Raw genomic sequence first — 21,639 nt, forward strand, 5'->3', positions numbered from 1 at the left:
TTTGACAGCTTATAGTTAACAAGCCCTGAACGCGGGCGCTGGCATTCAGGCGAAGCACTGCAATTGCAGGGGCTTAAGCGTGCAGGTCCGCAGGTCGCGCCATATGAGACCCTGCTTGAGGAAACTTTAGCTATATTCCTTAGCCCGTTTTTAGCCCACAACCAGTAAGTCTGCATCACCACAGCCGAATGCCCCAAGCCGCGCTGAGAAGGAGCGATGCCATGAAGACCCAAATCCGAGAGATGCTTGCCCAATATGCCTCGCTGCCATCGGCAGCCGATCTGGACGACGACGCGGACCTCTACGCGGCCGGCATGTCGTCGCATGGCTCCGTCCAGCTGATGCTGGCGCTGGAAGACACGTTCGACATCGAGTTTCCCGACAACCTGCTGAACCGCCGGTCCTTTTCCACCATCACGATCATCGAGCAGACGGTCACCCAGCTGGTCGCCGGGAAAGAAGCCGCCTGATGGACGTCTCCCTCACCGCTCAAGGATCGACGCTGCTGGAGCGCGCGCGCCGCGTGGCGGGCATCGCCGGCCAGCACGCAGACGACGTTGATCGCAATGCCCGCTTCCCGCGCGAAGCCGTCGATGCTCTGGTTTCGGAACGGCTCCTGTCGATCCAGATCCCCATCGAACTGGGCGGTGAGGGCGCGACGACCGCGCAGATCGCGGAAGCCTGCACCGTTCTCGGCCAGGCCTGCGCCGCCTCTGCCATGATCTTCGCCATGCACCACATCAAGCTGTCGAGCCTCGTGTCCCACGGCATCGACAGCCCCTGGCATCAGAGCTTCATGCGCCGCATCGTCGATGAACAGCTTCTCATCGCCTCGGCGACGACGGAAGGCGGCATCGGCGGCAACATGCGCAATTCGATCTGCGCCATCGAAATTGACGGCGATAGCTGCCGGCTCGAGAAGGATGCGGCGGTCATTTCCTACGGCCGCCACGCCGACGCGATCCTCATCACCTCCCGCGCCCATCCGGATGCCGTCACCACCGACCAGGTCATGACGGTCTTCACGAAAGACCAGTACACGCTGGAGCGGACCAACGAGTGGGATACGCTCGGCATGCGCGGCACCTGTTCGGAAGGCTACCTTTTCAAAGGTGTCGCTCCGAAGGAGCAGATCCTGCCGAAGCCCTTCGCCGAGATTGCGGCGCAGTCGATGCTGGCAAGCTCGCACCTGCTCTGGGGCGGCGTCTGGTATGGCATCGCCGTCAACGCCATGACCCGGGCACAGGCCTTCGTTCGCGCCGCAGCCCGCAAGAGCCCCGGCCAGACACCGCCCGGCGCGCTGCATCTCGCGGAGGCGTCGAGCCTCCTGCAACAGGTCCGCGCCAACGTCACCGCCGGCCTGGCCCGCTACGAGGCGGCTCTCGTCGAGCCGGAGCTGCTCTCCTCCATGGGCTTCTCCGTCGCGATGAACAACGTCAAGCTCGCCGTCTCCAAGACCGTGCCCGAGATCATCGACCACGCCATGCAGATCACCGGCATCATGGGCTACAAGAACGGCACCCCGTTCTCGCTCGGACGCCACCTGCGCGACGCCCAGTCTGCGCAGCTGATGATTTCCAACGACCGCATTCTCGCCAACACGTCGAACATGCTTCTCGTCAACAAGATCGAAACCAACCTTCTGGGGTAACGGACCATGGATATGCAGCTTTCCTTGCTTGACCGGCTGTTCGCGGCCGGCCTCCTCATCGATACCGGTGTCGACGGGCTCTACGGCCGCAGCGGCGTGTTCGAAGACGTCATCACCCGCTTCGAAGCCGTCATCGACGGTCTCGGCGGCGTCGACAAGCCGGAGGCGATCCGCTTCCCGCCCGGCATGAACCGCGCCCATTTCGAAGGCTCGGGCTACATGAAGAGCTTTCCGCAGCTGGCCGGCACCATCCATTCCTTCTGCGGTTGCGAGCTCGACCATGTCAGCCTGCTCACCTGCATGGAGGAAGGCAAGGACTGGACCGGACAGCAGCAGGCGACCGATATCGTCCTGACGCCCGCCGCCTGCTATCCGCTTTACCCGACGATCGCCAAGCGCGGCGCCCTGCCGGCCGGCGGCGGTCTGTTCGACCTGCAGTCCTATTGCTTCCGTCATGAGCCCTCGAAAGAGCCGACCCGTATGCAGCTGTTCCGCATGCGCGAATATGTTCGCATGGGCAAGCCCGCGGATGTCGTCGCCTTCCGCCAGGATTGGATGGAGCGCGGCACCAAGCTGATGGAATCGGTCGGCCTGCCCGTCGAGATCGACGTCGCCAACGATCCCTTCTTCGGTCGCGCCGGGAAAATGTACAAGAACAACCAGCGCAACCAGAACCTCAAGTTCGAGCTGCTGATCCCTGTCAACGCCAATGCCGGCCCGACCGCCTGCATGAGCTTCAACTACCATCAGGATCATTTCGGCAAAACCTGGGGCCTGACGACGGAAGACGGCGAAACGGCGCATACCGCCTGCGTCGGCTTCGGTCTCGAGCGTATCGCGCTCGCGCTGTTCAAGCATCACGGCCTCGACGTCAACGAATGGCCGGCGGACGTCCGCAAGACGCTCTGGGGCTGATCAGAAAATGCAAGCCGTCTTCCCCGGCCTCGCGCCCGAGACCTATCGCCCGCATGCGCTCCACGACAGGGAGCGCATGTGGCCGGAGACCAACTGCTATATCGATCTCTGGATCGAGGTCCTGAACACGCTCGGCCTGCCGCCGGAAGCCATGCTCGGCTTTACGCTGACGCAGGATTTCGAAGGCGACCAGTTCACCTTCTTCAAGGTGCCGCTGGAAGACCTCGAAGCGCTCTACGGCATCACCTGCACGGAACTGGCCATCTTCGACAAGGTCGAGCGGCATCTGGAAACCCAGATCGCCCGCGGCCGTCTCTGCCTGGTCGAAATGGACAGCTTCTTCATGCCCGACACCGCAGGTGTCGCCTACGGCCGCGAGCATGGCAAGACGACGATCGGCATCAACCGGCTGGACACGGCCGGCCGCAGCCTCGACTATTTTCACAATGGCGGCTTCTTCCATCTGGAAGGCGACGATTTCGACGGCCTGTTCCAGACGCTGAGCCCGCCCACTGCAGTGCCGCTTCTGCCCTATACCGAGTTTGCCAAGCTGCCGACCGTGCTGCCGGACGAGGCGCATATCCGGCAAAAAGCAGAGGCGCTGCTCGCATTCCATTTTGCCCGCCGGCCGCGCGAGAACCCGTTTCGGGCGTTTGCCGCCGTGTTCCCGGCGCAGGTCGAGGCTCTGGCCGACCGCGACTTCGATTTCTTCCACAAATACGCCTTCAACACGCTTCGCCAGTTCGGTGCGAATTACGAACTGCTGGCCACCCATCTCGGCTGGATCGCGACCGACGGTCGCTATGAGACCGAACGTCAGGCTGCGACGAAAATCTCCGAAGTCGGCAAGACCGTGCAGTTCCAGGTCGCGCGCGCCGTCAACCGCAAGAAGTTCGACGCGCTGGCAGGAACGCTCGCACCCGCGGCAGACGCCTGGGACACGCTGATGCAGGGGCTAGCGGGCAAGCTCGCCTGACCCCGCATCGACACGCCGAGAGACAGGAAACCGCAGGCCATCATGACACCGCTTCCCGCCCGCCTCCGTCTCGTGAATGAACGCACCCTGACGCAAGGCTGGCGCCTCGTCCTGACGCCGCCGGACCTGCATGCCGACCCATCGGATTTAGCGGACGACGACGGCATATCCGCCATCGTTCCCGGCACCGTGGCCGGAGCGCTGGAAGCGGCAGGCCTTTTCGACCGCACGACGCCAGAGCCGCTGAACGGGCAGGATGCCTGGTTCTTCACGATCATCGCCGACGAGGCGCCGGGAGACGCCCTTCTGCGCTTCGAGGGGCTCGCAACCGTCGCCGACGTCTTCCTCAACGGCGAGAAGATTCTGTCGTCGCACAGCATGTTCACGCGCCACGACGTCCCCGTCCGCCTGACCGGCAGCGGCGATCGCCTCGCCATCTGCTGCCGCGCCCTTCTGCCGCATCTGTCGCGCAAGCTGAAGCGCGCCCGCTGGCGGACCAAGATGATCGTGCCTGCGGGCCTGCGCGGCGTGCGGACCACCGCGCTCGGCTACATGCCCGGCTGGTGCCCGGAGATCCAAGCGGCCGGGCCCTATCGCCCGGTAACGCTCCTGCGCCCGGAACAGCATTCCGTCCGTGCCGTGGACATGGCCGCGTCGCTCGATGCCGACGGCACGGGCCACCTCACGGTTCGCTTCGAAACGACGGCAACGCAGTCCATGCGGCTCCGTTGCGGCGGCCATGAGACAGCCGTCACGATCGAGAACGGCCATGCGAAGGCGACGCTCGATCTGCCCGGTATTGCCCCCTGGTGGCCGCGTAGCCATGGCGAGCCGTTGCTCCATGACGTCGAGCTTCTCTTCGACGGAGATCGCATCGGTCTCGGCCGCACCGGCTTCCGGCGGGTGGAGATCGACCGCGGTGCCGATGGCACGCGTTTCGCGCTGAAGATCAACGGCATCGGCATCTTCTGCCGCGGCGCCGTCTGGACCAATGCGGACATCGTTGCACTGCCGGGAGACCGAAAGGCCTATGCGCCCTGGCTGCATCTCGCGGCCGAGGCCAACATGAACATGATCCGCATCGGCGGAACCATGACCTATGAGACGAAGGCCTTCTTCTCGCTCTGCGACGAACTCGGCCTGATGGTCTGGCAGGACGCGATGCTCGCCAATTTCGACTATCCGGCCGAGGACGAGGCCTTTACCGCCGCACTCGAAGACGAGGTGGAGACGCTGCTGCGGGCGACGCAGGCCTCGCCGTCGCTCGTCGTCTTCTGCGGCGGCAGCGAGATGTATCAGCAGGCGGCGATGATGGGCCTTGCAGAGCGTGTCTGGGCCGGCCCGCTGACCGAGGCGATCCTTCCCGGCATCGTCGCGGACCAGCGCCCCGACATCGCCTATATCCCCAATTCCCCCTTCGGTGGGGCGCAGCCTTTCTCTCCGAACGCAGGCGTCGGGCATTACTACGGCGTCGGCGCCTATGAGCGACCGCTGGAGGATGCGCGCCGCGCAAATGTGAGCTTTGCGGCGGAGTGCCTCGCCTTTTCCAACGTGCCGGAGCAAGTGACCCTCGCCGCGCATCTGCCGGTCGCCCCGGTCCACGATCCCCGCTGGAAGGCGCGCGTTCCCCGGGATCGCGATGCGTCCTGGGACTTCGAGGACACGCGCGACCACTATCTCGGCCGTCTCTACGACCTCGACCCCGCGCGGCTGCGGCGGGAGGACCCCGCACGCTATCTCGACCTGTCCCAAGCGGTGACCGGCGAGGTGGTCGAGGCGACCTTTTCGGAGTGGCGGCGGGCGGGATCAGACTGCGGCGGCGCGCTCGTCTGGAAGCTCCAGGACCTTCTGGCCGGAGCCGGCTGGGGGCTCATCGATGCGACGGGTCTGCCAAAGCCCGTCTGGCACGCCGTCCGCCGCGCCTTCCGCCCTGTCCAGGTTCTTCTCCTCGATGAGGGAACAAACGGTCTCGACATCCACCTCATCAACGACACGGCCCACGCTCTCCCCGTGCGACTGGAACTGACCTGCCGGCGCGGCGGACGCCAGACCGTCGTCTCCGGCCGGCATGAAACCGTGCTTGCGCCGAGATCGAGGTTGCGTCTTGCGGCAACCGACCTGTTCGGCGCGTTTTTCGATACGACTTATGCCTATCGTTTCGCCGGCCCGCAGCATGACGTTACCGAGGCACGCCTCGTCTTGGCGGAAACCAACGCATGGATCGCCGATGCCTTCCACTTCCCGCTCGGCCGCCGGGCCGCCCTTCACGATGCGACGCTGACCGCCGCTCTTGTTGAGAGTTCGGGTGGCTTCGCACTCGACATCGCGACCGACCGTTTCGCTCAGTCGGTCCACATCGATTGTCCCGGCTTTCTGCCGTCCGACAACTGGTTCCACCTCGCCCCCGGCGCGGCGCGGCGCATCGACCTGGTCCCGCAGACGAATAGACCGGAGCGCCCCACCGGCGAGATCTCCGCCATCGGCAGCGCCCTCACCGTTCACGTCTGAGAGGGAAGGGATCGCCGGTCGTTGGATCGACGGTCGCAAAGACCGGATCGCTCAGGATGCCTTGCGCTTCGGGGACGTGATGGCGAGGATCGCATCGCGGATGTGCTCGCGCAACAGAGCGCGCGCGGCAGGCGGCGTCACATTGTGGTCTGCATCCGGCAGCATGAGGCGGGAGACGTTCGGATAGCGTGCGAGCAGCTTGCCCTCCCGGCCGAAATGCTGCCTCAGCCGCGCCAGTCCGATATCGCCGACGCTATAGACGAGCAAGATCGGCACATGACGTTCGCACAGCTGGCGGAATGCGCGGTGTACGGCCTTGCGAAGCCTTGCGTCGATGGACAGCGATCCCATGACCGGCGCCGCCGTCCGAAAGACGCGGCGCACGACGATCTTCACGATATTGCCGGCCGCGCGCGGGACGTCGATCTTGCCGGAGATTAGCCTGTAGGCGGTCTCCACGCGGAAGGCGCGCCGCTTGTAGTCCGCGAGCGAGCGAGGATTGTAGCGGACCATCTGGTCGACATCGTCGCGGGGGTCCCAGGCAAAGGTCAGGATGTTGATCGCGATCACGCCGCGGCAGCGTGGATCGGCCAGTGCCGCGTTGAAGGCGAGATAGGCGCCGCTGCATCGGCCGACGACGACGGGATCGGGCAGACCGATGGCCTCGATGCGATCGAGCGCTGCGCGCGCATCGGCGATCTGGCCCGGCGAATAGAGCACCTGTCGCGCTCCGTCCGGCACCGGAGGGCTATCGGCGACGCCGGCGGCGTCGAAGCGGAACGACGCGATGCCGGAAGACGCCAGCATCCGCGCGGTCTCCACGGTCGATCGGGCCCAGCCGGACTGCCGGTCGTAGCCGGTGCCGAGCAGCAAGGCCGTGCCCGTGGGAATGGAATGCGCCGGGGTGCAGAGGATGCCGAACAGCCGGTCTCCGGCACCGAACCGCATGGGACATTCCATGAAGTCTCCGCCGTCGAGGACGCCGGAAGACGGTCCGCCCTGCCCCTGCCCCTGTCCCTGCCCCAAGGTTGCGGTGGGGAGATCGAGGCCGAGGATCCACGCGGTCAGCGCCTTGAAGACCGCAACCGGCGTCTCCGCGATGATCGGGTTCGATACGAGGTTGGAATAGCCCTCGAAATCCACGCGGGTGACATCCGCGCCCGCGTCCTGCAACTGGAGGGACAAGGCAGCGTCGGTGTCGGATTGCGCGCGTTCCGCGATGAAAAAGCGTGTCGATGCGGAAGGCTTGAAGGCTTTGGCATCCGCACGGCGCACCGCGGCGGCAACGCTCACCTCCATGACCAGCCCGGCAATGGACGTGCCCGATCCGCCGCTTCCCTGTGGCAGACCCAGCGCTTCGTCGACGACCTTGGACCAGAGCGAAAGCTCGCGCAGATAGCGTCGCCCGTTGGTGACGGGCGCGAGAAAAGCGACGCCTGCTGGTGGCAACATGGAGCCCTGCGCCTGCAGCAGCGCTGAGACCGGCAAGGCACCGAACCCCTGCGTCACCACCACCAGATGGTCGAACCCGACGAGATCGCGCAGGCATCCCGCCGCGGCCATCGCCGTCGTCACGAAGGGATCGAGGCCCGAGGGCTCGGAAACATCCAACGCATCGCCCGTGCCGGGATGATCGTAGCGCAGACTGGCAATACCGGCAGCCGAAAGGCTGTCGGCAAGCTCGCGCCAGGCCTGGTGCACGCACAGTTCTTCCAGTCCCCACGGGCTGACGAACAGCACCGCCGCACGCGTGACCGCACCTTGCGCCGGTGTGAAAAGGCCGACGGTGTTTTCGAACGTAACGGGCCGGCCTGCAGGGTGCGGTATCCGGATGGTATCCAAGCTGGCGGCAGACATTGCGCGTTCGGTTCCGTTGATTGGATGCACATCCGTGCGGGGCTCGGCAGTCTAGGCGAAACCCGGTTAATATTCGATCCCGCTCATCGAGATCTTGCCTCGTCAAATCGAGGGACGGATGGGCTCGAAAACCGCCTATCGCTCGGCCTTTCGGGGCGGTGCCGTGCGCCATCCTTGCAGGCGCCCGAGAAAGAGATGCCGCGATCGGCGCGCCATGGCCCAATCGCGTTTCAACCCGTGGACGACGATCCCTGCGAGCGGGCGTAGCAATTCCGGCAGAACGCGTCTCATCGCATAGCCATGGCGGCGGAGCACATAACCGAGCCCGGCGCCATATCGATACATCTTCTGCGCATGGTCGAGCGTGCGCCGATCGCCGTGATCTTCGGGATGATGGGCGTTCAGCGTCGGAAAATACCGCCCGGTCGCCCCCGTCTCCAGGCATTTCAGCACCATGTCCTGGATCTCGTGCGCGCCCCAGATCGTGCCCGACCCCGGCCCGAGAGCCATATCGAACCCGCCTGCGCGCTCGAACACCGGACGTCGCACCACGACGATCCACTCCATCAGCGTGTCCCAGACCGTGTCCCGGGTCAGCGTCACGCTATCCCCGGCGAACCGCCCCATGATCGTCCGGCCATCCTCGTCCGTCGGGCGGCCGCTATAGATATCTGCCGGCACCGAAGCGATCAGGGTGTCCAGAGACCGGAAGAAATCGATGGGATACCAGCAGTCGTCGTCCGGAAACATCAGCCATGCGCCGCGGGCAGCGGTCGCACCGCGGTTTCTCGCGCGACAGACACCCGTCTCGGTCGAGCGGATGTGAACGATGTCGATATCGCTGGAGAACCGCGCCAGCAGCGGCGCAAGCCGTTCATCGCCATTCTGATCGACGAACAGCACTTCGAGATCCCGACGCTGCTGCGCAACGAGGGAGACCAGAAGCCGCTCGATCTCCTCGACGCGCCCGAGGGTGGCGACCACGAGGGAGAAGCGATGCTGCAGCGGTCCTTCCACGTCGAGCCTCCCCCGATCCGCCAGAGACGCGGATACCGTGACGTTTGCCCTTTCGGGTCCCTCGTTCCGGCATAACGCGAATTCGCCAATGTCCCCTTAATGGCGCGCGAAAAAGCCCGTCAACCGTCCCGATGCGTCCCGCGCGTCCGCAGGCTGTGCGGCTGAAGTCGCTTCAACGTCTTGCCACCGGGATCGTTTTCGAGATGCAGCACGCGCTTGAAGAACCCATCGTTCGGCTGCATCCGGCCGATATTGACGATCGCGGCTTTCGCCGTCTCCACCGTGAAGAAGGTGACGACGCGCTGATAGGTTTCCGGATCGAGCGTATCGAGCACCTCCTCGATGACGATCCACCGCGGCTTGTGGAGGCCGAGCCGGGCGATGGCGAGCAGACGCAACTCCGCCTCCGTCGGCTTCACCTGAGACTGCAGCGACTGATCGAGCGCAGCGACGAAACGATCGAGCCCGAGACGCGTCAGCACGGATGCAAGCTGCTCGCGCGGGAAACGGTCGGATGCTGCCGGATGGATCAGGGTTTCCGCCACGCTTCCCGGCGGGAAATAGGGCGCGCGCGGGATGAACGCCATGCTGTCCTGCGGCGGCAGCGCAAGCCGCCCGCGGCCCCAGGGCCAGAGACCGGTGACTGCGCGGAAGAACGAACTCTTGTCGACATCGGTCCTTGCCGTGATCAGCACCCGGTCTCCCGGCTTGATCTCGACATGCGCATCGGCAAGCTTGACGCTGCCGGAGGGCGACGCCACCGCGAGATCGTCCATGACGATGCTGCCGGCATTCGGCTCGGCATAGACGATCCGCTTGTCGTTCTCGTAGCGGTCGTCGGTCATCAGCATGGCCGAGCGGAAGGCCGAGACCCGCAGGAGGGTCGCGCGCCAGTCGGCCACGGCCTCGATGTTATCGACGAACCATCGCAGCGAAGCATGCACTTGGTTGAAGGCGCCGACGGCCATCATCAGTCCGCCGAAGGACAGATTTCCGGCGAAGAAGACCGGCGCGGCGATGACGATCGGTGCGATCACCGTGACCCAGCCATAGCCCGCCGTGACCCAGGTGAGGCGCGTCATCGCAAACATCAGGCCACGGCTGATCTCCAGGACGGAGGCGAGATCGCGCTCGATCCGGCGTTTCTCGTTCGCCTCCCCGCCCGAGAGCGAGACAGCCTCGATATGCTCGTTGACGCGCATGAGCGAGAAGCGCAGCGCCGCCTCGCGCTGGTAGTGCTCGCCGTTCAGCTTCACAAGCGGCCGCCCGACCAGCCAGCTCAGCCAGGAGGCGACGCCGGCGTAAAGAATGGCGGCCCAGACCATGTAGCCGGGAATGGCGATGGAATAGCCCTCGAACCGGAAAACGAAACCGGCAGAAAGCGACCAGAGCACGCCGATGAAGCTGACGAGAAGAATGCCGGACTGGACGAGCCCGATGCCGAGCCCGGCCGTCAGGTCCGTCAGATGTCGTGCATCCTCATGGATGCGCTGGTCCGGGTTGATGCCGAGCGAGCCGGCATTGGCAAGACGAAAGGCCCGCGTCGGCTTCATCCATTCTGTGATCAGGTCCCGCGTCAGGCCCTCCCGCAACTTGATCTTGATCCATTGACCGAGCCAGGTCTGGATGACGTTGAGCACGAGGATCACGCCGGCGATCTGACCGAAGACGACGAATTGGCTGAGGAAGGCCGGCAGGTCGCGCCGCTCCAGCGTGTCGTAGAATGGCTTGTACCATCGGTTGAGGAAGATCTGACCGATGGCAATGGCAATGATGACGGTGAGAAGGCCGGCAGCCAGAAGAAGGATGATCCGCCGCGACGGCGAAGCGACGAAGGCCTGCTGCATCATTCGCAGTTGCTGGCCGAGCGACTGCTCTTCTTCCAGATCCCCTGCCGCGGCAGCGGTCGCGCTTTCCGTCACACGCCCCTTCCTGCCCTCTGTCGGCTTGTTGCGAGCGTCCCTGCGATGCGGCATGTCAGCGGCTTTCTTCCAATCACGTCGCGCCAAACTATAGCGCAGCCCGCAATCTCTCCCACGGGAAAACGACCATGAAGCGGCGACCTTGCCGCTTGCTGACCATTGCTGTCGAAAAGTGCAGCCGCATGGCGACGCGGAACGCGCAATCCGGTCTTCGATGGTCATCTGGTGGGCGAAGACGCGGCTGGATCGGCGCGATTTCGAAATGGCTCATCTCTTGCATCTGTCTGTTTCGGATGGGTGTCTTGAAAGATGCACAGTCCGATTGATACAAGTGACGCCGACAGATAGAAGTATATTAGCAACGACAGATGGAAATCCGCATGAATTTTGAGCGCCTCTCGATTTCCGACGTGGTCCTGATCAAGCCGAACAAAATCGGTGACGACCGGGGCTACTTCATGGAAACGTTTCGACAGTCCCTGTTCGAGGAACAGGCAGCCAAGGTCGAGTTCCGTCAGGACAATCAGTCGCTTTCGGCAGATGCCGGCACGGTGCGCGGACTGCACTTCCAGCTGGAGCCGCGCGCCCAGGGCAAGCTGGTGCGCTGCATCGCGGGCGCGATCTACGACGTCGCAGTCGATATCCGCGTGGGTTCGCCGACCTATGGTCAGTATGTCGGCGCCGAGCTGACGGCGCAGAACGGCCATCAGCTGTGGGTCCCCGCCGGTTTTGCGCATGGTTTCTGCACACTGGTCCCGGCCACCGAGGTCAGCTACAAGGTGACGGACTACTACAGCGCGGAACACGACCGCGGACTTCGCTGGGATGATCCGGCCATCGGCATCGTCTGGCCCGATGTCGCCAAGACGCCCGTTCTCTCGAAGAAGGACACTCTTCAGCCGATGCTTGCGGACCTGAAGGAAAGCTTCATCTACACCGGCGCGAACGCCAACTCGTAAAACCAGTCAGGAACCGATCATTATGCGCGTTATTGTTACCGGAGGTGCCGGGTTCATCGGTTCGGCCGTGGTTCGTTATCTCGTCCTCGAAAAGGGCTACGAGGTCCTGACGATCGACAAGCTCACCTATGCAGGCACGCTGACCTCTCTCGACAGCATCAGCAACCAGGCGAACCACAGGTTCCTGCAGGCCGATATCTGCGATCGCAGCGCGATCCAGGAAGCCTTCGACACGTTCCGCCCGGATCGGGTGATGCATCTCGCCGCCGAGAGCCATGTCGACCGCTCGATCACCGGTGCGGCCGACTTCGTGCAGACCAACGTGATCGGTACCTTCACGATGCTCGAAGCCGCCCGCGCCTATTGGAACACGCTGGACGCCGACGCGAAGGACGCCTTTCGTTTCCTTCACGTGTCCACCGATGAGGTCTATGGCTCGCTCGGCGACGAAGGTCTCTTCACGGAAACGACGCCCTACGATCCGAGCTCGCCCTATTCGGCCTCCAAGGCCTCGTCCGACCACTTGGCCAAGGCCTGGCAGCGCACCTACGGCCTGCCGATCGTCGTCTCCAACTGCTCGAACAATTACGGCCCCTACCATTTCCCGGAAAAGCTGATCCCGCTGATCATCCTCAATGCGATGCACGGCAAGAAGCTGCCGGTCTATGGCAGCGGCGCCAATATCCGCGACTGGCTCTATGTCGAGGACCACGCCCGCGCGCTGGATCTGATTGCCGAACGCGGTCAGGTCGGCGAGACCTACAATGTCGGCGGCCGCAACGAGCGGCGCAACATCGACGTCGTCCACCGCGTCTGCGAACTCATGGACACGCTTCGTCCGCAGGGCGCACCGCATGCCCAGCTGATCGAGCACGTCACCGACCGTCCGGGTCACGACGCCCGCTACGCCATCGATGCGACGCGCCTGGAAACGGAACTGGGCTGGAAAGCGCTCGAGAATTTCGACACCGGCATCGAAAAGACGGTGCGCTGGTATCTGGAGAACGAATGGTGGTGGAAGCCGCTGCGCGACGGCTATGACGGCGGCCGCCTCGGTCTCATCCAGACGCAACCGAAGGCGTCGTGATGGCCCTGAAGTATCTCGTCACCGGCAAGGAGGGGCAGGTCGTGCGCTCGATCATCGAGCGGGCCGCTGAGCATCCTGATATCGCCATCGTCACCTTCGGGCGTCCGGAGGTGGACTTCGCCGCGCCCGAAACCCTGGGCCCCGCGATTGCGGCGGTACGACCCGACATCATCATCTCCGCGGCCGCCTATACGGCCGTGGACCAGGCCGAAAGCGAGGAAGCGCTCGCCACGGTGATCAACGGCGAGGCCGCAGGTGCTCTGGCGAAGGCGGCAGCCGGTCTCGGCATTCCGATCGTGCACATCTCGACCGACTACGTGTTCGACGGCACAAAGACCGGTGCCTATGTCGAGAGCGACCCGGTCGCCCCGATCGGTGCCTACGGCCGCTCCAAGCTGGCCGGTGAACAGGCGGTGGCGGCGGCCACGCCGAACCATGCCATCCTGCGCACCGCCTGGGTGCACAGCCCCTATGGCAAGAACTTCGTGAAGACGATGCTGCGCTTCGCAGCCGATCGCGACGAAATGAACGTGGTTGCCGATCAGGTGGGCTGCCCGACCTCGGCGCTCGACATCGCGGATGCCGTTCTTACCGTCGCCGGCAACCTGCTGAAGAGCGACGACGCCGCTTTGCGCGGCACGTTCCACCTGACCAATGCCGGTCGGGCCAGCTGGGCGGAATTCGCCACCGAGATCTTCCGCCTGTCGGCCGAACGCGACGGCCCGTCCGCGACGGTCAACCCCATCCCGTCGAGCGCCTATCCGACGCCGGCGAAGCGTCCGGCCAATTCCCGGCTCGACGGCAGCAAGCTCTCATCCACCCACGGCGTCACCCTGCAGGACTGGCGCCCGGCAACCGAAATCGTCGTCGCCCGCATCCTCGAGGCATGATTTTATCAGGAGTATTTCGATGAAGGGTATTATTCTCGCCGGCGGCAGCGGCACGCGACTGCATCCGATGACGCTCGTCACATCCAAGCAGCTGATGCCTGTCTATGACAAGCCGATGATCTACTATCCGCTGTCCACGCTGATGCTGGCCGGCGTCAAGGACATTCTGATCATCTCGACCCCGGTCGATCTGCCGAACTTCCAGCGCCTGCTGGGTGACGGCAGCGCCTGGGGCATCAACCTCACCTATGCCGAACAGCCCTCGCCCGATGGTCTTGCGCAGGCCTATATCATCGGCGCGGATTTCGTCGGCTCGGATCCGTCCTGCCTCATCCTCGGCGACAACATCTTTTACGGCCACGGCATCACCGACCTCTTCGCACGCGCAAGTGCCCGGACCGAAGGCGCGACCGTGTTCGCCTACCATGTCGCCGATCCCGAGCGCTACGGCGTGGTCGAGTTCGACAAGAGCATGAAGGCACTCTCGATCGAGGAGAAGCCCGAGGCGGCGAAGTCCAACTGGGCCGTCACCGGCCTCTATTTCTACGACAGCGACGTCATCGAGATCGCAGCCAATCTCAAGCCCTCCCCGCGCGGCGAGCTCGAGATCACCGACGTCAACAAGGCCTATCTCGAACGTGGCGACCTGAATGTCGAACTCATGGGCCGCGGCTATGCGTGGCTCGATACGGGAACGCCCGACAGCCTGCTCGACGCCGGTGACTTCGTCGCCACGCTGGAGCGTCGCCAGGGCTTCAAGATCGCCTGCCCGGAAGAGATCGCCTATCTCAACGGCTTCATCGACGCCAACCAGCTGGAAGTGCTGGGCAAGAAGCTCGGCAAGAGCACCTATGGCAAGTATCTTCTGTCGCGCCTGAAAGACGGCAGGATCTGAATATCCGTCAGCCAGGCGTGGCCGACAATCCGGAATGAGGGGCGCAGGCTGCAAGGCCTGCGCCTTCTCATGTCGGAGGGCTTCGAGCCCTTACCGCGCATTCGTGCCCCGTAGGATCTCGAACAGGAACCAGACGCGCTTCTCGCCATCGTCGATCCAGTTTTCGAGCAGGCTCGCGGTTGCGACGTCACTATGTTCGTCGCAGACGTCGTGAAGTTCCCGCATGCTCTGCACCAGAGCGCCATTGTCGTCGCGCAGTTCGGCGAGCATCTCATGCGGATGAACGAAATCGGCATCGTTGTCCTTGATCCGCTGCTGGCGCGAAATGTCGCCGATCGACTTCAGGGTCGATCCACCAAGCTTGCGAACGCGCTCGGCCAGCGGGTCGGTGATCGCCAGCAATTCGGCGCCGTGATCGTCGAGCAACAGATGATAGTCCCGAAAATTCGCGCCGGACATATGCCAGTGGAAATTCTTCGTCTTCAGATAGAGCGCGAAGACGTCGGCTAGAAGCGCCGATGCACCGCCGGAAATATCCTTCACGCCCTCTTGCGAAAGTCCTGTCGGGGTCTTCAGGTCAGCCTTGCGGCGCGATTTTACGGACTGGTCCATGGGTTCTGTTCCTTGTCTGATGTGGGTCTGGGTCTGGGAGCTCGGAGGATCGGTTCTCGACATCCTCGTCGTCGGCGGGGTCGGACGACGGTCACATGAGCGGCGATGCCGATCCGACACCGTTTCGGCATGCCGAAGCTGCAACGGATGATCGCCGCCAAAGTTCCAAGCCGGGTTTCGAGCCAGGTTCCGAAGACAACCTGACGGCGGCGCTTGACTTCCGACAAAAAATAGAACATTTAGAGAACAAATCAGGAGACGATCGAGATGGCAACAGCAGAAAAGTTCATCGTCATGCCCTTTAAGAAAGTTCGTGGCGGCGTTGCTCCGGGCGAGATGCGCCAGGCGTCGAACGCGGTCAGCGCGGAAAAGATCGCGACCTCGATGTCCGCCCGCTTTCCGGGCGTGGCAGCTTATGCCGTCAAGGTGGACGAAGAGTCCGGCGACATGAGCGAGCCCCGCCTGATCATCCAGTTCGGCGAGGTTGCCGATCTCGCAGCAGCATGAGGTATGCGATGGATAAGCAGATCGAGTTGCGCGAAAGCGTCCGGATCCTGATCGCGCAGGGCGAAGCCGCCCGTCAGCGGGCCGAGGCCCATCGCGAACAGACCCGCATCAAGGTCGCCGCCATGGCCTCGCGTCCGGGCGAGAAATATCTGGCCGCCATGCGCCAGGCCAAGGCAGCGACCAGCCACTGAGGCTTTCTCAGCCGGCCTCATGGCCTGCCCTGTCGTTCTCTCGGGAACGTAACGCACGTCCCATGGTTTGGCTGCTCTTAGCCTACAAGTCGCAGATCACGGTGGCCGAACTCGGCGGCTCCCCAATGCGCCCCCCCGCGCTGCGCGCCAATCTCGACGGAGAGGTGGCAATGGGCGGCTGGCTGGACGCGAATCTGCGCGACATCACCTTCGCCTCGCTGAAACAGTCCGGCCAATCGGCAAAGATCTGATCGCGGCCACCAACGGAGGAGCCTGTGATCGCACGGGCGTGCGGTTCGCGCAGGCTCCGCCGCCGCGACAAAGCGACCCGGCAACAGGCCTTCCAAAACACCCGGTCGCCGTTTGCCATCCGGTCGGACCGCCATAGGTCTCCCTCACACCCTATCAGGACTTCCGCGAGAGGCGACGACATCCATGACGCGAGAGACGATCGACGAGTTTGCACGCCGGCACGGTATCGGCGAAACGCGACCGAGCCCCGACGGACATGATGTCACGGTCTCCACCGAGACGAAGACGAAGATCCTCGCAGCATTGAACGTCGATCCCGACAGCGCCGCGCCATCGGGCATGACGGCGTCGAAGCAAAGATCCGCCCCGTCAGAGCCCCTGCCTGCATCCTACCTTCCGCCCTTCCTTCAAAACAACCGCGTCTGGGGGGTCACCCTGGAACCCTACGGCCTGCGCTCGTCGCGCAATTGGGGCATCGGCGATTTTCAGGATCTCTGCGACGTCGCACACCTCTTCGGCCCGCTCGGCGCCGACTTCATCGGACTGACCCCGCTGCACGCCCCGTTTCTGGCCGATCCCGATCGCTGCAGCCCCTATGAGCCCTCCAGCCGACAGCGCCTCAACCCTCTCTATATCGCCGTCGATCTCGTTCCGGGATATGAAGCCGACCCTGAAATCGAGCGCAGGGCAGCCGGCCTGAGAGAGACGCCGCTGGTCGATTACGTCGGCGTCTGCAGCCTGAAGCTTGAGGCGCTGCGCAATATCTGGACCGAATGGGCGCCGGAAAAGACCGACGAAACCGGACCGGAGACTTTCGAGGACTTCATCGACCGCGAGGGCACCCCTCTGCGTCTGCACGCCCTGTTCGAAGCTCTGTCGTCCACCATGTCCGATCGCGGGCTCGGCGCCGGGTGGCATGGCTGGCCGGAGCGTTTCAAGGACCCCGAGAGCCCGGATGTCGTGGCATTCGCGCATGCTCATGAGGACGAGATCCGCTTCCATATGTGGCTGCAATGGCTGGCGCATTGCCAGCTCCATGGCGCAGCGAAAGCGGCGAAAGCCGCAGGCATGCGGATCGGCCTCTATCTCGATCTCGCCGTCGGCGAAGCGCTCGACGGTGCGGCGACCTGGGGCGAGCGCGATCTCTATGTTTCCAGCGCGACCGTCGGCAGCCCGCCGGACCCCTTCGCCGCAGACGGCCAGGACTGGCATCTCGCCGCCTTTCAGCCGGCCGCCATCGCCAGCGGCGATCCTTCGCCTTATCAGCGTATGGTGGTCGCAGCCATGCGCTATGCCGGCGCCATTCGCATCGATCACGCCGCAGCCCTCCGCCGCCTGTTCCTCGTGCCGCTCGATCTCAAGCCGGATGGCGGCGCCTATGTCGCCTATCCGGAGAAGGATCTCCTCGACATTCTCTCGCAAACATCCAGACAGCACGAATGCCTCGTCATCGGCGAAGATCTCGGCGTGCTCCCGGACGGACTGCAGGACGACCTCACGGAAGCACGCATCCTTTCCTACCGCATCCTGTCCTACGAGCGGACGGAGGACGGCTTCAAGCCGGCGGAGGCCTATCCGGCGCTATCGCTTGCCTGCATCTCCACCCATGATCACCAGACCATGGCCGGCTGGTGGCGTGGCGCCGACATCGCCACCCGTGCCGACCACGGCATCCTGCCGCCCGATATCACGCAGGCCCACCAGGAAGAGCGGAAAGCCGAGCGGAAGGACCTTGCCCGCGCACTGGACGAGGCCGGCATCGAGCAGCCGACGCGCCTTCCATCCGGCTCTGCGCCCGATCAGGCCCTGACAGGGCTTGTCGTCGATGCCCACCGCTTCATCGCGAAAACCGCTTCGGCGCTGGCAGCCGTGCGCCTTGCCGACATGACCGGCGAGACGAATCCGACGAATATTCCGGGAACGAGCGACAGCTATCCGAACTGGAAGCCTAAGCTATCCGGTACGCTCGAAGCCTTGTCGGAAGCACCGCTTCTCCTCGCCATTTCCACGGTCATGGAAGAGGAACGGCCGCGATCGTAGCCGGCATTTCGCACGCGAGCGGCGCCGTCGTTTGCCATGTTCGGCAAGACGACGTGGAACAAGCTCGGGGCTTGGAAGGTTCTCGATGAAACAACGCGAGACAGCCCATGAATGTTCATTCGCTTGCCGAAGCAGACACACCTGTCATCACGCCGCCGCGGATCTACTACATCCACCCTCTGCAACTGCGGGGAATGGAGGCGTGGGACGCGGCCTTTGCGCATGCCGCAACGCTTGGTTTCGACACCGTCCTTTCCGCTCCCCTGTTTGAGAAGGGCGACGCGACCAGCCTGTTCGTCACCGCCAGCTTCGAAAGGCTGAACCCCGGCCTCGGGCTTGGCGACAGTGTCGAACGGGGCGTCTCATCCCTGGTCGACGCCGCAGGGCGACATGGCCTCTCCCTGATGCTGGACATCGTCGTCGGGCGCGAAGCGGATCGCGAACCGGACGCCGGCGCGCCCGTCGATCCGCGCATCTCGCCAACGGTTTCCGGCAGTCGCGCGGTTTCCACAGAGAACGAAACGTCGCAAGCGGCGCTCATCGCGACATGGACGGAACGCCTCCTGATGCTTGCCAAGGCCGGTATCGCCGGCTTCCGCTGCGTCGGCCTCACGGCTTTCCCGGCCGACGCCTGGCACCGGCTGATCTCGGAGGTTCACCGGCGTCAGCCGCAGGTCCGCTTCCTCGCATGGACGCCGGGAACGCCGTTCGACGACCGCAAGGGGCTGGCCGCCGCAGGCTTCGAAGGCAGCTTTTCGTCGCTCGCCTGGTGGAACCTGCAGGATCGCTGGCTTCTCGACGAATACGCGTTGCAACGCGATTTCGCCTACCAGATCGCCTTTCCCGAAGCCCCGTTTGCAAAACGAATCGCGCATGGCACCGAGAGCAGCGAGATCCTGAAGCGCAGGGCGATCCGAACGCTTGCGCTGTCCGCTACCGTCGGACAGGGTCTTCTCGTCCCGATGGGTTTCGAATTCGGAGCAGCAACGCCGCTCGATCCGATGCATGGCCAGGGCAGCGGCATGTCCGGCATGAAAGCCCACGGCGCCTTTGATATCACCGCGAGCATCCGCGCCATCAACGACCAACTGGCCGCTGCGATGCCGTCTCGCGGCACGCCGACGCTGATCTCCAGCAGTGCGACGACCGTGAGTGCTCTCGTTCAAGGCGATCATGCAGACCTGCGGCAGGCGGAGACGGTCCGCGTCATCGTCTGCAACCGCGATCTTCGCCGCAGTGCCGCCGTGCCGTTCAACGCGATCCGGGAAGCGGCGTCCGCCTTCCTGCCCCTTTGCGATGCCGCGCGGCCGGAACGCGCGCTCGATGCCGATGTGCGGCTTGCTCCCGGCGAACTCCGCATCTTCGAAGGTTCGGCCTCAAACCCGATCCTGATGGCGGGTGCCGCGATCGACGCCCGCGCCGCCGCTGCAACACCGCGGCTTGCGATCGAAAAGGTCGTCCCCGCCGTGGACGAGGGCCGCTTCCCGGTCAAGCGCGTCGTCGGCGATGTCGTGAAGGTCGAAGCCGATATCTTCGGCGACGGCCACGATCCGCTGGCCGCCGTTCTGCTCTGGCGCCCGGTCGATACGCAGGCGTGGACCGAGGTCCCCATGCAATTGGTCGTCAACGATCGCTGGAAGGCGGAATTCATCCTCAAGCGGATGGGCCGCCACGAATATGTCGTGGAGGCCTGGCGCAATCCCTATGCGATCTTCCGCTATGAACTCGGCAAGAAACACGAAGCCCATCTCGATCTGACGCTGGAGATCCAGGAAGGCATCAACCTGATCAAGGCCGCCGCCGAAAACGGGCCGCAGCGCGTCCAGCCGGAGCTGAAAACGCTTCTCGCGACCCTTGCCGACGGCGACGCCGAAGCGAAGACGAGGCTGCTGCTTGCACCCGAAACCTTCGCGCTGATGGCGCGGGCTGATCGCCGGCCCTTCAGCGTCCGTTCCCCCGTCATGCCCGTCGATGCCGAACGCAAGGGTGCGGGTTTCGCCAGCTGGTTCCAGGTTTTCCCACGGTCTCAGAGCGGCGATGCCGACCGTCATGGCACCTTCGACGACGTCATCGGCCGGCTTCCCGCCATTCGCGAGATGGGCTTCGACGTTCTCTATTTTCCGCCGATCCACCCGATCGGCGCGACGAACCGCAAGGGTCGCAACAACACGTTGACCCCCGGCCCGAACGATCCCGGCAGCCCCTATGCGATCGGCTCGCCGGCCGGCGGCCATGATGCGATCCATCCGGAACTCGGCACCCCCGAGGATTTTCGCCGGCTCGTTTCGGCTGCGGTAGATCACGGGCTCGAAATCGCCCTCGACCTCGCCATACAGGCCTCACCGGACCATCCCTGGCTGAAAGATCACCCCGGCTGGTTCGACTGGCGCCCGGATGGCACCATTCGCTATGCGGAAAACCCGCCGAAGAAATACGAGGACATCGTCAATGTCGATTTCTATGCGAAGGACGCGGTCCCTTCGCTGTGGGAAACGTTGCGCGATGTGGTCCAGCACTGGGTCGATCAGGGCGTCAAGCTCTTCCGCGTCGATAATCCCCACACCAAGCCGTTTCCCTTCTGGGAATGGCTGATCGCCGACATTCGCGGTCGCCATCCCGAGGTCGTGTTCCTTTCGGAAGCCTTCACCAAGCCGAAGGTCATGTACCGGCTGGCGAAGGTCGGCTTCTCCCAGTCCTACACCTACTTCACCTGGCGAAATGCGAAGTGGGAGCTGGAGGAGTACATGCGGGAGATCACGACGCAGGAGCCCAAAGACTTCTTCCGTCCGCATTTCTTCGTCAACACCCACGACATCAACCCGGACTTCCTGCAGAACGCACCGCGTTCGGCCTATCTCATCCGGGCAGCTCTTGCTGCGACGCTGTCGGGCCTCTGGGGCGTCTATAACGGCTTCGAGCTCTGCGAAGGCCGGCCGGACGCCAAGCGCAAGGAATACGCCGATAGCGAGAAGTACGAGATCCGCGCCTGGGACTACGACCGCCCGGGCCATATCAAGGGCGAAATCGGGCTGCTCAATCGCATCCGCCGCGAGAACCCGGCCTTGCATTCGCATCTCGGCCTGACGCTGCTTCCGGCCTGGAACGACAATGTCATGTTCTTCGAAAAGGCCAGTGCCGGCCGCGAGAACGTCCTGCTCATCGCCATCAGTCTCGATCCGCATGCAGCGCAGGAAGCGGATGTCGACGTGCCGCTCTGGTCCTGGAACCTTCCCGACAACGGATCGCTTCCCATGGAAGACCTCATTGCCGACCGGCCCTTCACCTGGACGGGCAAAATACAACACATCCGTCTCGAGCCGTCGATGCCGTTCGGCATCTGGCGCGTTCGATAGGGAGGAA

The 21,639-nt window shown here is 64.0% G+C and carries 19 protein-coding genes; 15 read left to right on the forward strand and 4 right to left on the reverse strand.

The window, feature by feature from the left end:
* Positions 1-221 precede the first annotated feature (221 nt).
* The 5 genes from ASG39_RS16050 to ASG39_RS16070 are packed head-to-tail and all read left to right on the forward strand — an operon-like array spanning position 222 to position 6,050.
* Positions 222-470, forward strand: a complete 249-nt coding sequence (locus ASG39_RS16050) for an acyl carrier protein (RefSeq protein WP_062595945.1) — start codon at positions 222-224, stop codon at positions 468-470.
* Positions 470-1,651 carry an acyl-CoA dehydrogenase family protein gene (locus ASG39_RS16055; protein WP_062595946.1) on the forward strand — a complete coding sequence of 394 codons (1,182 nt, stop codon included), beginning with the start codon at positions 470-472 and terminating at the stop codon, positions 1,649-1,651. The genes ASG39_RS16050 and ASG39_RS16055 overlap by 1 nt, the downstream gene beginning before the upstream one ends.
* 6 nt (positions 1,652-1,657) lie before the next feature.
* Positions 1,658-2,566, forward strand: a complete 909-nt coding sequence (locus ASG39_RS16060) for an amino acid--[acyl-carrier-protein] ligase (RefSeq protein ID WP_062595947.1) — start codon at positions 1,658-1,660, stop codon at positions 2,564-2,566.
* Between the two features lie 7 nt (positions 2,567-2,573).
* On the forward strand, positions 2,574-3,542 hold the full coding sequence (locus tag ASG39_RS16065; protein ID WP_062595948.1) for a DUF1839 family protein: 969 nt from the start codon (positions 2,574-2,576) through the stop codon (positions 3,540-3,542).
* Positions 3,543-3,584: 42 nt separating this feature from the next.
* Positions 3,585-6,050, forward strand: coding sequence for a glycoside hydrolase family 2 protein (locus tag ASG39_RS16070; protein WP_062595949.1), 2,466 nt, complete (start codon positions 3,585-3,587; stop codon positions 6,048-6,050).
* A gap of 51 nt (positions 6,051-6,101) precedes the next feature.
* Here the strand turns inward: ASG39_RS16070 and ASG39_RS16075 are convergent, their stop codons facing one another.
* From ASG39_RS16075 to ASG39_RS16085, 3 genes are all read right to left on the reverse strand, one after another.
* Complete coding sequence (locus ASG39_RS16075) at positions 6,102-7,907, reverse strand: alpha/beta hydrolase (RefSeq protein WP_062595950.1); 1,806 nt, start codon at positions 7,905-7,907, stop codon at positions 6,102-6,104.
* 135 nt (positions 7,908-8,042) lie between these two features.
* Positions 8,043-8,924 (reverse strand): glycosyltransferase family A protein, encoded by an 882-nt coding sequence (locus tag ASG39_RS16080; protein WP_062595951.1) that lies wholly within the window; start codon positions 8,922-8,924, stop codon positions 8,043-8,045.
* A gap of 119 nt (positions 8,925-9,043) precedes the next feature.
* Positions 9,044-10,846 carry an ABC transporter ATP-binding protein/permease gene (locus ASG39_RS16085; protein WP_244481249.1) on the reverse strand — a complete coding sequence of 601 codons (1,803 nt, stop codon included), beginning with the start codon at positions 10,844-10,846 and terminating at the stop codon, positions 9,044-9,046.
* Between the two features lie 380 nt (positions 10,847-11,226).
* Here ASG39_RS16085 and rfbC point away from each other — a divergent pair, with 380 nt between their 5' ends.
* The 4 genes from rfbC to rfbA are packed head-to-tail and all read left to right on the forward strand — an operon-like array spanning position 11,227 to position 14,677.
* On the forward strand, positions 11,227-11,805 hold the full coding sequence (rfbC, locus tag ASG39_RS16090) for a dTDP-4-dehydrorhamnose 3,5-epimerase (RefSeq protein WP_062595953.1): 579 nt from the start codon (positions 11,227-11,229) through the stop codon (positions 11,803-11,805).
* A gap of 22 nt (positions 11,806-11,827) precedes the next feature.
* Positions 11,828-12,892 (forward strand): dTDP-glucose 4,6-dehydratase, encoded by a 1,065-nt coding sequence (rfbB, locus tag ASG39_RS16095; protein ID WP_062595954.1) that lies wholly within the window; start codon positions 11,828-11,830, stop codon positions 12,890-12,892.
* A gap of 5 nt (positions 12,893-12,897) precedes the next feature.
* Positions 12,898-13,782 carry a dTDP-4-dehydrorhamnose reductase gene (rfbD, locus tag ASG39_RS16100; RefSeq protein ID WP_062596029.1) on the forward strand — a complete coding sequence of 295 codons (885 nt, stop codon included), beginning with the start codon at positions 12,898-12,900 and terminating at the stop codon, positions 13,780-13,782.
* 19 nt (positions 13,783-13,801) lie between these two features.
* Positions 13,802-14,677: a glucose-1-phosphate thymidylyltransferase RfbA gene (gene rfbA, locus ASG39_RS16105; protein ID WP_062595955.1), complete on the forward strand. Its 876-nt coding sequence runs from the start codon at positions 13,802-13,804 to the stop codon at positions 14,675-14,677.
* A 90-nt stretch (positions 14,678-14,767) separates the two neighbouring features.
* Here the strand turns inward: rfbA and ASG39_RS16110 are convergent, their stop codons facing one another.
* A complete protein-coding gene (locus tag ASG39_RS16110) occupies positions 14,768-15,289 on the reverse strand; it encodes a DNA starvation/stationary phase protection protein (protein WP_062595956.1) in 522 nt (173 codons plus the stop codon).
* Positions 15,290-15,384: 95 nt separating this feature from the next.
* Between ASG39_RS16110 and ASG39_RS23925 the strand changes: the two genes are divergently transcribed.
* The 6 genes from ASG39_RS23925 (at position 15,385) to ASG39_RS16135 (ending at position 21,632) form a co-directional block, all read left to right on the forward strand.
* Positions 15,385-15,594 (forward strand): hypothetical protein, encoded by a 210-nt coding sequence (locus ASG39_RS23925; protein WP_156468160.1) that lies wholly within the window; start codon positions 15,385-15,387, stop codon positions 15,592-15,594.
* Entirely contained in the window at positions 15,557-15,796 is a 240-nt protein-coding gene (locus ASG39_RS16115; RefSeq protein WP_062475554.1) for a hypothetical protein, read from the forward strand. Before ASG39_RS23925 ends, ASG39_RS16115 begins: the two co-directional genes overlap by 38 nt.
* A gap of 8 nt (positions 15,797-15,804) precedes the next feature.
* Positions 15,805-15,987, forward strand: a complete 183-nt coding sequence (locus ASG39_RS16120; RefSeq protein WP_062475557.1) for a hypothetical protein — start codon at positions 15,805-15,807, stop codon at positions 15,985-15,987.
* Positions 15,988-16,049: 62 nt separating this feature from the next.
* Positions 16,050-16,238, forward strand: a complete 189-nt coding sequence (locus tag ASG39_RS16125) for a hypothetical protein (RefSeq protein WP_062595957.1) — start codon at positions 16,050-16,052, stop codon at positions 16,236-16,238.
* A gap of 184 nt (positions 16,239-16,422) precedes the next feature.
* Positions 16,423-18,279 carry a 4-alpha-glucanotransferase gene (gene malQ / locus ASG39_RS16130; protein WP_062595958.1) on the forward strand — a complete coding sequence of 619 codons (1,857 nt, stop codon included), beginning with the start codon at positions 16,423-16,425 and terminating at the stop codon, positions 18,277-18,279.
* 107 nt (positions 18,280-18,386) lie between these two features.
* Positions 18,387-21,632, forward strand: a complete 3,246-nt coding sequence (locus tag ASG39_RS16135; RefSeq protein ID WP_062595959.1) for a maltotransferase domain-containing protein — start codon at positions 18,387-18,389, stop codon at positions 21,630-21,632.
* Positions 21,633-21,639: the final 7 nt, after the last annotated feature.

The sequence above is a fragment of the Rhizobium sp. Leaf371 genome (genome assembly GCF_001424045.1).
GTDB lineage: Bacteria > Pseudomonadota > Alphaproteobacteria > Rhizobiales > Rhizobiaceae > Ferranicluibacter.